This is a genomic window from Stenotrophomonas sp. Y6, assembly GCF_022436665.1.
In the GTDB taxonomy this organism is placed as follows: Bacteria; Pseudomonadota; Gammaproteobacteria; order Xanthomonadales; family Xanthomonadaceae; genus Stenotrophomonas; species Stenotrophomonas acidaminiphila_A.
This window is the reverse complement of sequence record NZ_JAKUKB010000001.1, coordinates 567,940-583,388: the sequence shown is the minus strand read 5'-3', so window position 1 is coordinate 583,388 and position 15,449 is coordinate 567,940. Positions and strand designations below refer to the sequence as shown.

The 15,449-nt window shown below is 70.4% G+C and carries 6 protein-coding genes; 5 read left to right on the top strand and 1 reads right to left on the bottom strand.

What is annotated here, in order from left to right:
• Positions 1–16: 16 nt before the first annotated feature.
• Positions 17–856, bottom strand: a complete 840-nt coding sequence (proC, locus tag MKP15_RS02615; protein ID WP_240211688.1) for a pyrroline-5-carboxylate reductase — start codon at positions 854–856, stop codon at positions 17–19.
• A gap of 267 nt (positions 857–1,123) precedes the next feature.
• On the opposite strand from proC, the gene MKP15_RS02610 reads away from it, so the two are divergent.
• The 5 genes from MKP15_RS02610 to MKP15_RS02590 all read left to right on the top strand — a co-directional run bounded on the left by MKP15_RS02610 (position 1,124) and on the right by MKP15_RS02590 (position 15,409).
• Positions 1,124–2,161: a type IV pilus twitching motility protein PilT gene (locus MKP15_RS02610; RefSeq protein WP_104938226.1), complete on the top strand. Its 1,038-nt coding sequence runs from the start codon at positions 1,124–1,126 to the stop codon at positions 2,159–2,161.
• Between the two features lie 135 nt (positions 2,162–2,296).
• Positions 2,297–3,427, top strand: a complete 1,131-nt coding sequence (locus MKP15_RS02605; RefSeq protein WP_104938227.1) for a PilT/PilU family type 4a pilus ATPase — start codon at positions 2,297–2,299, stop codon at positions 3,425–3,427.
• Between the two features lie 507 nt (positions 3,428–3,934).
• Positions 3,935–4,573 carry a DUF3617 family protein gene (locus MKP15_RS02600; protein WP_240211687.1) on the top strand — a complete coding sequence of 213 codons (639 nt, stop codon included), beginning with the start codon at positions 3,935–3,937 and terminating at the stop codon, positions 4,571–4,573.
• A 107-nt stretch (positions 4,574–4,680) separates the two neighbouring features.
• Positions 4,681–11,673, top strand: a complete 6,993-nt coding sequence (locus MKP15_RS02595; RefSeq protein ID WP_240211686.1) for an OmpA family protein — start codon at positions 4,681–4,683, stop codon at positions 11,671–11,673.
• A gap of 10 nt (positions 11,674–11,683) precedes the next feature.
• Positions 11,684–15,409 (top strand): hypothetical protein, encoded by a 3,726-nt coding sequence (locus tag MKP15_RS02590; protein ID WP_240211685.1) that lies wholly within the window; start codon positions 11,684–11,686, stop codon positions 15,407–15,409.
• The last annotated feature ends 40 nt before the right edge of the window (positions 15,410–15,449 follow it).

Sequence of the window (15,449 nt, the reverse complement as noted above, 5' to 3'; positions counted from 1 at the left end):
CGGCGGGCGGCCGGTGTCAGCCGGCCCCGGCCAGCTCCCGGCCGCGCCGCGCCGCCGCGGCCACCGCGTCGCCCACCAGCGCGTGGAAGCCGCCGCCGGCCAAGGTTTCCAGCGCGGCCTGGGTGGTGCCGTTGGGCGAGGTGACGGCCTGGCGCAGGGCGCCGGGACTCTGCCCGCCCTCGGCGAGCATGCGCGCCGCGCCGAGGATGGTCTGCACCACCATCTGCCGCGCGGCGTCATCGGCCAGCCCCTGCGCGCGGGCCGCGTCCTCCATCGCTTCGGCGAGCGCGAACACATAGGCCGGACCGCTGCCGGACACGGCGGTGACCGCATCCATCAGCGCCTCGCGTTCGATCCAGCGGATCTGCCCGGCCCCGGCGAGGATGGCCTGGGCGAGCTGGCGTTCGGCATCGCCGACCTCGGCGCCGGCGTACAGCCCGGTCATGCCGGCGCCCAGCAGCGCCGGAGTGTTGGGCATGGCGCGCACCAGCACCGCGGCGTCCCCCAGCCACCCGCGCAGGGCGGCCAGGGGGATGCCGGCGGCGATCGACACCACCAGGGTGCCGGCGCGCAGCCGTGGCGCCAGTTCGGTGCAGACCGCGGCCATGACCTGTGGCTTGACCGCCAGCACCACGACCTGGCCGTCCAGCGCCGCCGAGGCGACGGCGGCGGCGGTGCGCACCCCATGCTCGCGCTGCAGCGCCTGGCGCAGGGCGTCCTGGGGTTCCACCACCTCGATCGCGGCGGCCGGCACGCCGGCCCGGGTCACGCCCGCGATCAGGCTGCGGGCCATGTTGCCGCCGCCGACGAAGCTGATGCCGGTGGGAAGGGGAGACGTCGGGTGGTTGCCGCTCATGCAGGCCTCGTAACGATCGGGGGCGGGTCTCACCGGTCGCCACCACATGGCAGCGCCCGGGCGCACAGTGTAGCCAGCCACGCGGCGCGGGGTGCCCGGGCGGCGGCCGCACCCGGGCCGGGCGGCCTGGCGTCGGCGGTCGCGGCGGCGGTTGTGACGCGCTGCCTGCAATCGGCCGCCATGGATCGACCTCTTACGCCGGAGGGCTATACTGGACGGCAGGGGAAACACCTTCCAGCCATCCGCAACCTTGGGGAAACACAGCGCATGGACATCGCTGAACTTCTGGCGTTCTCGGTCAAGAACAAGGCCTCGGACCTGCACCTGTCCGCCGGCCTGCCACCGATGATCCGCGTCGACGGCGACGTGCGCCGCATCAACATCCCGGCACTGGACCACAAGCAGGTCCACGCGCTGGTGTACGACATCATGTCGGACAAGCAGCGCCGCGACTACGAGGAGTTCCTCGAGGTCGACTTCTCCTTCGAGATTCCCTCGCTGGCACGCTTCCGCGTCAACGCGTTCAACCAGAACCGCGGTGCCGGCGCGGTGTTCCGTACCATTCCCTCGGAAGTGCTGACCCTGGAAGACCTGGCGTGCCCGCCGGTGTTCCGGCAGCTGATCGAGCAGCCGCAGGGGCTGATCCTGGTCACCGGCCCGACCGGTTCGGGCAAGTCGACCACGCTGGCGGCGATGGTGGACCACATCAACAAGAACGAGTACGGCCACATCCTCACCGTCGAGGATCCGATCGAATTCGTGCACACCCCGCAGAAGTGCTTGATCAACCAGCGCGAAGTGCACCGCGATACCCACGGCTTCAACGAAGCGCTGCGTTCGGCGCTGCGCGAGGACCCGGACTACATCCTGGTGGGCGAACTGCGTGACCTGGAAACCATCCGCCTGGCGCTGACCGCCGCGGAGACCGGCCACCTGGTGTTCGGTACCCTGCATACCAGTTCGGCGGCCAAGACCATCGACCGCATCATCGACGTGTTCCCGGCCGGCGAGAAGCCGATGGTGCGCTCGATGCTGTCCGAATCGCTGCGCGCGGTGATCTCGCAGGCGCTGCTGAAGAAGGTCGGTGGCGGCCGCATCGCGTCGCACGAGATCATGGTGGCCACCCCGGCGATCCGCAACCTGATCCGCGAGGACAAGGTCGCGCAGATGTACTCGGCCATCCAGACCGGCCAGCAGGCGGGCATGCAGACCCTCGACCAGAACCTGCAGGACCTGGTCAAGCGCAGCCTGATCACCCGCAACCAGGCCCGTGAATACGCCAAGGACCGGCGCCTGTTCGAATAAGGCGCAAGGTGACGGCGCGGCACGCCGCGTCGCCGTTGCGCCGCGCAAGGCGTACAGTCGGTACCGGCAACGCCGTCGGCCCCGGGGGAGGGCGCCGGCGCCGGCCTGCAGATCAAGGTTCCACAGGAGCCCGTTATGAGCACCATTGATTTCACTTCATTCCTCAAGCTGATGGCGCACCAGAAGGCGTCGGACCTGTTCATCACCGCCGGCATGCCGCCGTCGATGAAGGTGCACGGCCGGATCAGCCCGATCACGCAGACGCCGCTGACCCCGCAGCAGAGCCGCGACATGGTGCTCAACGTGATGACGCCGGCGCAGCGCGAGGAGTTCGAGAAGACCCACGAGTGCAACTTCGCCATCGGCCTGTCCGGCGTGGGCCGCTTCCGCGTCAGCTGCTTCTACCAGCGCAACCAGGTGGGCATGGTGCTGCGCCGGATCGAGACGCGGATCCCGACGGTGGAAGAGCTGAACCTGCCGCCGGTGATCAAGACGCTGGCGATGACCAAGCGCGGCATCATCCTGTTCGTCGGCGCCACCGGTACCGGCAAGTCGACCTCGCTGGCGGCGATGATCGGCTACCGCAACCAGAACTCGACCGGGCACATCATCACCATCGAGGACCCGATCGAGTTCGTGCACAAGCACGAGGGCTGCATCATCACCCAGCGCGAGGTCGGCATCGATACCGACAGCTGGGACGCGGCGCTGAAGAACACCCTGCGCCAGGCGCCGGACGTGATCATGATCGGCGAGGTCCGCACCCGCGAGGGCATGGACCACGCCATCGCCTTCGCCGAGACCGGCCACCTGGTGCTGGCGACGCTGCATGCCAACAACGCCAACCAGGCGATGGACCGCATCATCAACTTCTTCCCCGAGGACCGCCGCAGCCAGCTGCTGATGGACCTGTCGCTCAACCTCAAGGGCGTGGTCGCGCAGCAGCTGGTGCCGACGCCCGATGGCAAGGGGCGCCGGGTGGCGATGGAAATCCTGCTGGGCACGCCGCTGGTGCAGGACTACATCCGCGACGGCGAGATCCACAAGCTCAAGGAAGTGATGAAGGAATCGGTGCAGCTGGGCATGAAGACCTTCGACCAGAGCCTGTTCGAGCTGTACCAGGCCGGCGAGATCAGCTACGACGACGCGCTGCGCTACGCCGACTCGCAGAACGAAGTACGCCTGCGCATCAAGCTCTCGCAGGGCGGCGATGCCAAGACCCTGTCGCAGGGGCTCGATGGCGTGGAGATCGCGGGTACGCGCTGAGCGATCGCCCGCTTGACCGCCCTGCCCGCACGGGCAGGGCGCGGGCCCGCCGTGCAGGCGCGGCCGCTCCCTGGTTTTTTTGCCGCCGCGGCGCAATGCGCCGCATCCGTCCGCGTGGCGCCGCCCGCGGGCACCTGTCCGCAGTGACCTTCCCGGGCTGTCGCCCGCGCCCGCGCGTGCCTGTCCGCGTTGGGCGCATGCGCGCTGCATGCCGTCGCTGCCTGGCCCCGCCGCGCCGTCGGGAGCCGCGGCGCCGTCTGCGGGGCGGGATCGGCTGCGTAAGTAGCTGTTGTAATTTCGTGAAGTAAACGTGAAAATGTGACCCGTGTGGGAATTGTTCTGCGGTCTGCAGCCCAATTCCAGATCAGGGGGCTTCTGTCTTACATGCAACGCGTTGCTGCTGAATGGCGGCGACGGCGGATGCGTGCGCGGGTAGGGATGTCATCCCCTCCCGGCGGCGGATGGGGCACAGGGCAGTGCTTTGCAGATGGGGGCTTGATGGTTCAAGTGCTTGAAGATGCTGCCCGGGCCGCGTTCGCGTGCCTGCCGGGCATGCCGTTGCCGCGCCTGGCGCGCCGCTGGCCCAGGGTGGCCAGTCTGCTGCTGCTCCTGCTGCCGTGCGTGGTGTCCGCCGCACCGGTTGCCGGGGGCGCTTCGCCCGCCGCCGGGGCGACCCTGCCGGCCCGCAAGCCGGGACTGTGGGAAGTGACCCTGGCCGCGCACGCGGCGCAGGGCCCGGGGAGCGCGATGCAGCCCGAGGTGACGGTGCGCCAATGCACCAGCGCCGCCGTCGAGCCGGTCATGCTGCTGGCACTGTTGCCGGCGCACGAGAACTGCAGCCGTACCCAGGTCACCCGGCGCAGCGGGCAGGGCGGCGGCCATGAGATCGCCACGACCTGCAGCACCCACCAGAGCCCTGTGCAGGGACGCATGGAACTGTGGGGCGACCTGCGGTCGGTCTATGCCGGCACCTTCAGCGTCCGCTTCCCGCAGGCCCCGCAGAACAACGTCGGCCCGGTGCGGTTCCAGGGGCGCTGGCTGGGGCCCTGCGGTGCCGGGCAGCGCGCCGGCGACATGCGCCTGCCCAACGGCATCACGGTGAACGTGGCCGACGATGCCGCGCGCGTCCAGGGCCATGCCCACTGAATGACCCCGCCTGTTCCGGCCCCGCCTCGCGCGGGCACCGCGAGCCGCGGCCACCGGGTGGCCGCTCTTCCAATCCACATGCCGCATTCGAATCACGGGTACCGCCCATGAAGGCTTCAGCTCACCCCTTCGACACCACCGCACCCACCCTGCGCGAGGCAGGCGGCCTGCAAAGCCGGCGCGCCGGTGTCCTGCACTGGCGGCCGCGCATCGGCGCGGCACTGGCGGCGCTGGGCCTGTTCTCGCTGCTGGCGCTGGCGCCGGCGGCGCAGGCGCAGATCAGGAACGGCGGTTTCGAGACCGGCAGCTTTTCCGACTGGACGCTGCGCGATTACGACCGCCCGGATGTCCTGGCCACGGATGCACCGACTACCATCGCGCAACTGGGGCTGGTGGCCACCGGGACGACGACGACCGGCGGCAACGGCAGCGGCTACCGCGCGCAGATCCTCACCTCGCCCGGCACCGCGGCCAACACCAATGGCATCCTGCAATTCCCGTTCTCGGGAACCGCATCGGCCCTGGTCGGTGGCAACGACGGGCAGGCGGCGAAGGCGACCTCGATCGAGCAGCAGGCCACGATGACGCTGGCCGACGTCGATCCCGTCGATGGCAAGGTGCATATCCGCTTCGCGATGGCGCCCGTGCTCTACGACGCCGGGCACAGCGCGGTGGAACAGCCGTTCTTCTTCGTGGAAGTGGTCAACAAGACCAAGGGCAACACCCAGCTCTTCCAGACGTTCAACTTCGCCGGACAGGCCGGTATCCCGTGGACCCGGGTCGGCAGCTACCGCTCCACCAACTGGCAGGGCTTCGACATCGCCCCCGGCAACGGCCGCCTGGATCCGGGTGACGTGGTGGTGCTGAAGGTGTTCGTCTCCAACTGCCAGCCAGGCGCCGCCAGTCACACGGCACAGGTCTACATGGACGTGTTCGGCTCGAAGATGCCGGGCCTGAGCGTGGCCGCGTCGGGGCCGTCCACCACCAAGCCCGGCGAACAGGTCACCTATACCTACAACTACGTCAACAACAGCGGCGTGTATGCGCTGGGCTCGATGGTGCGCCTGGCCGCGCCGGTCACCGCGGACGGCAAGTACCTGGCCTTCGTACCCGGCAGCTACCCCAACACCTGCACCGGCATCCACGACGGCATCCCGCCGCGCGCGGACTACATCGATTGTCCGGTGGGCGACCTGGTGAACGGCGCCGGCGGCAGTTTCCCGGTCGCCTTCACGGTACCGGCCGACGCCGCGACCTCGGGCAGCGGTGCGGTCATCAACAACGGCGACTACGACGTCCGCGCCAACACCGTCAGTCCGTTCATCGGACCGCTGGTGAAGACCCGCATCGCCGGCGGCGCGACGGCGCTGGTGGACCTGGGCATCGCGATCAGCAACGGCAACGTGCCGTCCTACCTGGTGGGTGACGCGGTCACCTACGAAGTGACGGTGACCAACCACGGTCCGGTCGACGTCGCCGGCGCGCTCATCCGCCAGACCACGCTGAGCGGCGTGGCCAACACCGCCGCGGCCGCCTGGACCTGCAGCGCGGCGGGTACGGCCAGCTGCGGCGCGGCCAGCGGCAGCGGGCCGCTGGATACCACCGGCAACCTGCCGGTGGGGCAGAGCCTGGTCTATACGATCACCCAGCTCAATGCCGTGGTGGCCGGTGCGCCGGTCGTCACCGTGGTCGCGGTGACGCCGCCGTCGGGCATGACCGACAGCGTCTCCGCCAACGACTCCGCCGGCCTGAGCACCCCGGTCAGCGCGGACCAGTACACCCTGACCGTGAATACCGCCGGCACGGGCTCGGGCCGGGTCGATGCCGTGCCGGCCGCGCTGGCCTGCCCGGTGGCGTCGGTGCCCGCGGCGGCCTGCAGCCAGCAGCGGCTGGGCCAGGACGAAGACGCCTACCTGACCGCCGTCGCCGGCGCCGGCAGCATCTTCAAGCAGTGGGATGCGGCCGGCGACTGCGTGGCGGTCAACGGCAGCGAGTGCCATGTGAACATGGGCTCGGCCGACCGCAGCGTCACCGCCGTCTTCGCGCGTGCCTGGGTGGTATCGCCCACCGTCATCGGCGGCACCTGGACCGGTGAACCTTCGGTGGAGGAAGGGACGACCGGCACCTTCACGGTCACGCCCAACGTGGCCGGCAGCGTGCCCACCGTCGTTTCCGATACCTGTGCGGTCACCCAGAGCGGCCCGGCCGGCGGCAAGTACACCTACACGACGGGGCCGGTAACGGCGGACTGCGCGTTCCGCGTCGAGTTCCCCAGCCCGGTGCTGGCGGTCAGCAAGAGCGCCTCGGTAGCCAGCGCGGCGGTGGACGCGACGTTCGACTATGTCATCGAGGTGCGCAACACCGGCGCCGTGGCCACCACCGCCGCGGTCCAGGTGAGCGATTCGATCCCCAACGGGCTGACGGTCGTGACCGCATCGCTGCCCGCCGGTTGCGCGCAGAACCTGCAGGTGGTGTCCTGCACCATTGCCTCGCTCGCGCCCGCCGACACGGTGACCCGCACCATCAGCGTCACTGCCACGGCGGCCGCCACCGGCAGCACCAGCAATACCGCGACCGTGAGTGGCGGCGGCGACACCGCGTGCCCGGTGGCGACCCCCTGCCGCAGCAACACGGTGGTCGTGACGGTCGGCAACCGCCCGGACCTGGCCATCAGCAAGAGCGCCTCGGTGGCGACGGCGGTGGTCGGCACGGCGTTCGACTACACCCTCACCGTGACCAATACCGGTACCGGGGCCACGACCGCCGCCGCGACGGTGACCGACGTGATCCCGACGGGCTTGGCGATCGGCAGCCTGCCGACCGGCTGCGTGCTCGACCCGGCCGGCAGCCAGACCGTGGCCTGCACGATCGCCGCCGGCCTGTCCAACGTGGCGCCCGGCAACACCGCGACCTACGTGATCCCGGTGACGCCGATGGCCGCGGCCGCGGCCGCGGGCAGCGTGAGCAACACGGCCAGCGTGAGCGGCGGCGGCGATCCCGACTGCACCGCCGGCTGCGCCAGCAACGCGGTGACGACCACCATCACCACACCGGCGCTGGCCATCGCCAAGCGCGCCTCGGTGGCGACCGCAGTGGTCGGCGTGGCGTTCGACTACACCCTCACCGTCAGCAACACCGGCACGGCGGACACGACGGCCGTGGCCACGGTCGTGGATGACGTGCCGGCGGGGCTGACCATCAACGCCGCCCCGGGCTGCGGGATCGCCGGACAGACCGTGACCTGTACGGTCGCGGCGGGGCTGACGGCCGCCACCCCGGTGGACTTCACCATCAACGTCACCCCGACGGCGGCCGCGGCCAGCAGCGTCGGCAACACCGCGCGGGTCAGCGGCGGCGGCGATCCGCTCTGCACCGCGCTGGCGCCGTGCGACAGCAATACCACGACCACCACGATCACCGCGCCGGCACTGGCGATCACCAAGAGCGGCCCGGCGAGCGCGATCGTGGGCGTGCCGTTCGACTACGTCATCACCGTGAGCAACACCGGCACGGCCGATGCGACCGCGGACGCCACGGTCACCGACGAGGTGCCGGCGGGCCTGCTGATCAACAGCGCCACCGGCTGTACCGTCAGCGGCCAGACGGTGACCTGCACCGTGCCCCGCGCCAGTCTCGCGATCAACGCCACGGCGACGATCACGATCAACGTGTCGCCGATCCTCCATGGCAGCAATGCGGTGAACAGCGCCCGCGTGGCGGGTGCTGGCGACCCGGCATGCCCGGCGGGCACGCCCTGCGCCAGTGCCGCGGTCACCACCGCGCTGATCGCGCAGAACCCGGTGCTGGACCTGGTCAAGAGTGCGGGCGTGCCGAGCGGCTACGCCGCTGGCGAGATCCTTGCCTATACCTTCGTGCTGACCAACGCCGGCAACGTGGCGCTGAGCGGCATCACGTTGAACGATCCGCTGCTGGGCGGTGCGGTGCCCTGCCCGGGCAGCACGCTGGCCGTGGGCGCCTCGATGACCTGCGGCCCGCGCCTGTACCTGCTGACCCAGGCGGACGTGGATGCCGGCGTTGTGGTCAATACCGCCACTGCCCGTGGCCTGCCGCCTGCGCCCGCGCCCGGTGTGGCACCGACGGCGGCCACCGGCAGCAGCAGCACCCGCACGCCGATCACCCATGCGCTGGACCAGGAGCTGAGCAAGGCCGTGACCGCGGACAGCAGCGGCGGCGATGCGGCCGTGGGCGACGTGCTGACCTACACGGTGACGCTCACCAACCGGAGCAACGCGACGCTGGCCAACGTGGAGCTCAGCGATGCCCTGATCACGCCGCGCAGCATCGTCTGCGCCAGCGTGGCGCCGGGCGCGGTCTGCCAGCTGGTGGGCACCTACACCGTCACCCAGGCCGACGCCGACGCCGGCATGGTCCGCAACACCGCGCAGGCCGGCGGCCCGTTGTGCCCGGCCGGCACCGGCGACCCGCGCTGCACGACGACCCTCAGCACCCCGGTGGTGTCCATCCGCGCCAATGACGATGGCGCCACGACCAAGGCCGGCATGCCGGTGACCACTCCGGTGCTGGACAACGACACCCATGTCGGCGGCGCGATCGATCCGGCCAGCGTGACGCTGACGGCGACCTCGGCGGACGGCACCGTGAGCGTCGATCCGGCAACCGGCGCGATCACCTTCGTTCCCGCCCCCGGTTTCGCCGGCACCACCACCTATTCCTACCGGGTGTGCCTGGCCGCGCCCAACGCGACGGTGTGCGACACCGCCACGGTGACGGTGGTGGTGGCGTTGCGGGTGATCGTCGCGGTGGATGACCTGCCGCCGGCAACCGATGGCAGCACCGGCGCACCCTCGCTGGGCAATGCCTACGACAACGACACCCTCGACGGGGCACCGGTCGACCCGGCAAAGATCACCGGCCGCGTGACCGCGCCGGCCACCTCGCCCAAGGGCGGCCCGGTGCCGGTGCTGGATCCGGCCACCGGCGAGGTCAGCGTGCCGCCGGCAACGCCGGCGGGCACGTACACCATCGGTTACCGCATCTGCGAGGTGCTGCATCCGGGCAACTGCGCCGATGCAGGCGTGACGGTGACGGTCACCGCGCCGGCGATCGAGCCGGTGGGCGACAGCGGCGAACCGCTGTCCGGCGATGGCGGCGGCACCACCCCGAGCGTGCTGGAAAAGCACACGCTCGGCGGGCGCCCGATCCGTCCCGGCGAGGTCACCGTGGTCCCCGGGGTGCCGTCGCACCCGGGCCTGAAGATGAACCCGGACGGCACCATCCGCATCGGTACCGCGATCCCGACCGGCACGTACACCTACCCGTACACGATCTGCGAGGTGCTGAACCCGGGCAACTGCGTCACCGCCACCGTGACCGTGGTCGTCGCCGGCCAGGTGCAGCTGCGGGTGAGCAAGGTTGCCGGCATGCGCGAGGTGCGCCTGGGCGACCTGGTGCGCTACACGCTGACCGTCGAGAACAGCGGCAATGTCGGCCTGGTGGCGGGCAGCGTCATCGACACCCCGCCGGCGGGCTTCAGCTACGTGGAAGGTTCGCTGCGGGTCGAGGATGGCGACAATGCCGCCACTGTGGCCGGCCAGCACCCGCTGCGCTTCGACGGGCTGGACGTGCGCGCCGGCGGCAAGGCGCGGCTGGTGTACCTGATGCGGGTGGGTGCGGGCGTACGCGCCGGGACCCTGGTCAACCAGGCGCAGGCGCGCTCGCTGGAGGGCGAACCGCTGTCCAACGTGGCCACCGCCGAGGTGACCCTGGCGGGCGATCCGCTGCTGGACGACAGCCTGGTGTTCGGCACGGTGTTCAACGACCGCGATGGCGATGGCTGGCAGGACAGTGCCGCGCTGACCGGCGTCACCGTGCAGGGCGGGTTCGCGCCGGATGCGTACGTGGCCCATTCCACCACGCTGGATCGTGGCGACGGCATGCAGCCGCAGGCCGATGCCAGCGCACCGCTGCTGCATGGCATCGTCGTGGGCGCGATCGGCGGACGCCAATCCGAAGCCGATCCCGCCGATGCGCGCCAGGTGGTGGTCCGCCAGCGCCTGCGGGCACTGGATTTCAGCGACGACTTCGTGCTGACCAGCGACCAGGGCGTGAGCGTGCGCATGGACCGCGCGGGCGTGACCACGGTCCATCGCGACGGCGAGGCGGCCAAGGGCATGAACGCGGCGGCACCGACCGTGGAGCGGCGCATCGCCCGCGGTGCGGACGACTACGTGGTCGACTACGTGATCGGCAATGCCGGCATCGACGAGCGCGGCATTCCCGGCGTGCGCATCGCCTCGGTGGAAGGGCTGCTGGTCGAAACCGACCAGTACGGCCGCTACCACCTGGCCGGCATTCCCGGTGGCGCGTGGGAGCGCGGTCGCAACTTCATCCTGAAGGTCGATCCGTCCACCCTGCCGACCGGTGCGGCGTTCACCACCGACAATCCGCTGCTGCGCCGGGTCACCCCCGGCATGCCGGTCCGCTTCGACTGGGGCGTGAAGCTGCCGGAACGCGCGGTCGAGGGCGGCGCGCGCCAGGTCGAGATGGAAATGGGCGAAGTGTTCTTCGCGCCCGGCAGCGCCCAGGTACAGCCGCGCTACCAGCCGGCGGTGGAGGCCATGGCCGCGAAGGTGCGCGAGCACCCGGGCATGGAGGTGGTGATCCAGGCCGAGGCCAGCAACGAAGCGCTGGCATTCGAACGCGCGGCGGCGGTCAAGGCCGCCCTGCTGGCGCAGCTCGACGAGGCCACGGCCAGGACCTTGCGCGTGGTCGCGCGGGCCAAGGTGGGCGACACCGCGCCGCTGGTGGCCGGCATCGATGGCCAGGGCGTGCTGCTGGGCACGCTGCTGTTCGATACCGGCAAATCGGCCATCCGGCCGGGCTTCGACGCGTTGCTGGACACGGTGGCCGCCGCGCTGGAACGGCTGGGCAGCGGCCGCGTCTCCATCGTCGGCCACGCCGATGTGCGCGGTTCCGACGCATACAACACGGCGCTGGGCCTGGCGCGCGCCAGGGCGGTGTCCGATGCATTGGGCAAACGCCTGGGCGCCGAAGCGCGAAGCAGGCTGCGGGTGGACATCGCGGACGTGCCGGCGGTGCCGGCTGGCGTGCGCAAGTAAGGGGCCGGTCATGGACAAGCGTATGAAGATGAAGGTGCTGGACTACACCCTGCTGTGCCTGCTGGCCGGCGCGACCACCCCGCTGGCCACGGCCGCGGCGACGCCGGACGGCGTCGCATCCGCCGAGCCGGCCGAACCCCGCGCGGGCGCGCCGGAACCGGCGCCTGCGGCGCTGGACTGCGGCGCGGACGCCTGCACCGGCGACGACGGCCTGCTGTTCCAGCTGCGCACGCGCAGCCATGCCGCGCCGGTGACCCGGGGCACCCATGCCGGTTCGTCGTCCGACGCCCTGCAGCCCGATCGCCGGGTCGAGGTGTCGGTCGAACCGCAGGGCCGGGCGGTGGCGATGGGCAAGTACTCCATCGACCTGCCCGGCGGCGGGGTGGTGTGGGCGACCGAGGATCCGACCCTGGGGTCACCGGAGCTGTCGGTATCGGCGCCGTCGATGGTGGCCTTCGACGGCGAGCGCCTGCTCAAGCCGGTGCAGTTCTATGCGCGTGGCAACTATCCGGCCTTCATCGAACGCATGGAGGTGCGCCTGTACCGCGCCAGCGACGCCGACCTGATCGAACCGCTGGCGAGCGTGCCGCTGGACGTGGCGGCGGTCAGCCATGGCGAGTGGGACGGCGCGTTGCCGGGCAAGTACCGCTTCCGCAAGGGCGATGAGCTGGTCTACGTGTTGCGCGCCACCGGCGCCAACGGCCAGTTCGACGAGACCTCGCCGCGCGTGCTGCAGCTGGTGTCGCCGGAAGATGCCGAGCGCGGCGCCAATGCGCTGCGCAACAGCACAGAGAAGCGGCTGGGCAATGCCCTGAGCGCCGAGCAGGCGCAGACCCAGAGCCTGATCGACGATGTCTTCGCGGGCAGCGGCCTGCGCCAGCAGAACATCCCGCTGTACGGTTCGCGCATCCGCATCCAGGGCCGCAACATCCCCGCGGGCATGGCGCTGAGCATCAACGGCGAAAGCTATCCGGTGGACCTGGAGCGCAAGTTCGTCGCCGAGTACCTGATGCCGGTCGGCACGCACCGCTTCGACATCGGCGTGGGCGGCGAGGGCGGTCCTGCCCGCCACCTGGACGTGGACGTCACCGGTCGCTACTTCTTCGGCGTCGCGCTGGCCGACGTGACCATCGCGCAGAACAAGGTCAGCGGTTCCAACGAGCCGTTCCGCGGCGACGCCAACTACCGGGACGATGTCATCAGCGACGGCCGCCTGGCGTTCTACGGCAAGGCCAAGCTGCGCGGCCGCTACCTGGTGACCGCGCAGGCCGATACCACCGAGCGCGACCTGGACCGGCTGTTCAACGGTTTCGGCAAGGCCGACCCGCAGGACATCTTCCGCCGGCTCGATCCGGACCTGTACTACCCGGTCTACGGCGACGATTCCAACACCCGTCGCGACGTGGACACGATGGGCCGGTTCTACCTGCGCATGGACTGGGACAAGAACCAGGCGCTGTGGGGCAACTACGCCACCGGCCTGACCGGGACCGAGTTCGGCCAGTACCAGCGCGCGCTGTATGGCGCGGCGCTCAACTGGCGCTCGAACGCCAGCAACCGCTGGGGCGATGCCGGCAGCGAACTGCGCGTGTTCGGTTCGCAGGCCGAAACCGCGCCGGGCCACAATGAATTCATCGGCACCGGCGGCAGCCTGTACTACCTGCGGCATACCGACCTGCTGCCGGGTTCGGACGTGGTGACCCTGGAGATCCGCGACCGCAGCAGCGGCCGTACCGAGAACCGGGTGGTGCTGCAGCGCGGGGCCGACTACGAGATCGACGAACTGCAGGGCCGCCTCCTGCTGACCCGCCCGTTGGCGCAGATCACCCGCGACAACAGCCCGACCCTGACCCGCGATGCGCCGCTGGACGGCTTCGAACAGCGCCTGCTGGTGGACTACGAGTGGGTGCCGGCCGGCTTCGATGCGGACGACGTGACCGTGGGCTTCCGCGGCAAGCACTGGATCGGCGACCACGTCGGCCTCGGCGCGACCTGGGTCGACGAGAACCGGGCCGGCGAGGACTACACGCTCAAGGGCGCCGACCTCACCCTGCAGGCCGGCAAGGGCACCTACCTGAAGGCCGAGTACGCGCATACCGAATCCTTCGGCGTGCCGGCGTTCTTCTCCGACAACGGCGGCCTGAGCTTCATCCAGCAGAACGACACCGCGTTGAACCGCAAGGGCGATGCCCGCTCGCTGGAAGCCCGCGCCAATTTCAGGGAGCTGGGCTGGACCGAACAGGACTGGGCCGCCGGAGCATGGTGGCGCCAGACCGACGCCGGCTATTCGGTGTCCCGCTACGACACGGGCCTGCCGGTGACCGAGTACGGTGCCGAGCTGCTGGGCCAGTTCACCCCGGACCTGGGCCTGTACACCCGCTACACCCGCGCCGAGCGCGGTGCCGACACCCTGGCCCAGGCCCAGGCCACGCTGCAGTGGCAGGCCAGCGAGGCGGGGACCCTCAGCGCCGAACTGCGCCGGGTCGACCAGCAGGGCAGCTACCTCGATGCCATCGGCACGCTGGCGGCGGTCAAGTACCTGCACCGCTTCGGCGCCACGATGGAGCTGTACGGCGTGGCCCAGCTGACCGTGGACGATGACGGTGGCAGGTATGCCGACAACGATGCCCTGACCCTCGGTGCCAAGCACCTGTTCGGCAACAACTCGTCGGTGGGCGCGGAAGTGACCGACGGCGACCGTGGCAACGCCGCCACCGTCAATGCCGAGTACCGCATCAGCCCGGAACACGCCTTCTACGGTGGCTACACCTATTCGGCCGACACCACCGAACGCGACCCGCTGTTCAATCCGGGCGGGCAGAACGGCTGGACCCTGGGGCAGCGCTGGCGGGTGTCCAGCCAGGTCAACGTGCTCAACGAAAGCCAGTTCCTCAAGGAGCGTGGCGAGGCCGGGCTGGCGCATACCTTCGGCATGGACTTTTACCCGGCGCAGGGCTGGAACACCGGTTTCACCCTGTCCAACGGCGAACTGGAAAGCACCGGTGGCGGCGTGGTCGAGCGGCGCGCGGCCAGCATTTCCGGCGGCCGCACCTCGCCCGATACCGATTGGCAGAGCAAGCTGGAATGGCGCCGCGACAGCGGTGCCGAGCGCCGCGAGCAGTGGGTCAGCACCACCCGCATGACCCACCGCATCAACGACAGTTGGCGCATCGCCGCGCGCTTCAACTACGCCGATACCGACGACCGGCTGGATCCTGCCGAGGGCGCCCGTTTCGTCGAAGGCAACTTCGGCTTCGCCTACCGCCCGTGGAACAGCACCCGCTGGGGCCTGTTCGGCCGCTACACCTACCTCTACGACCTGGCGTCGATGGGCCAGCTGGGCGGCGCGCAGTACGACCAGCGTTCGCAGATCGTTTCGTTCGAGGGCGTCTACCGCCACGACCAGCACTGGGAATTCGCCGGCAAGCTGGCCCGCCGCGAAGGCGAAGTGCGCATGGGCCGCGGCGGCGGTACGTGGCTGGATTCGGCCACCACCTTCGGTGCCCTCCAGGCGCGCTACGAACTGCGCGCGCAATGGCATGCGCTGGGCGAATACCGCCAGCTGCAGGTCAAGGACGGGGGCACCCGGCAGGGCTTCCTGGTGGGCGTGGACCGCGACCTGAGCGGGAACTTCCGCATCGGCGCCGGTTACAACTTCACCGAGTTCAGCGACGACCTGACCGACTTCGACTACGACCACAAGGGCTGGTTCGTGAACCTGAGCGGTCGCTACTGACCCCGTCGCGGCGCCAGCGCCGCAGGTTGGCGCCAGGCAC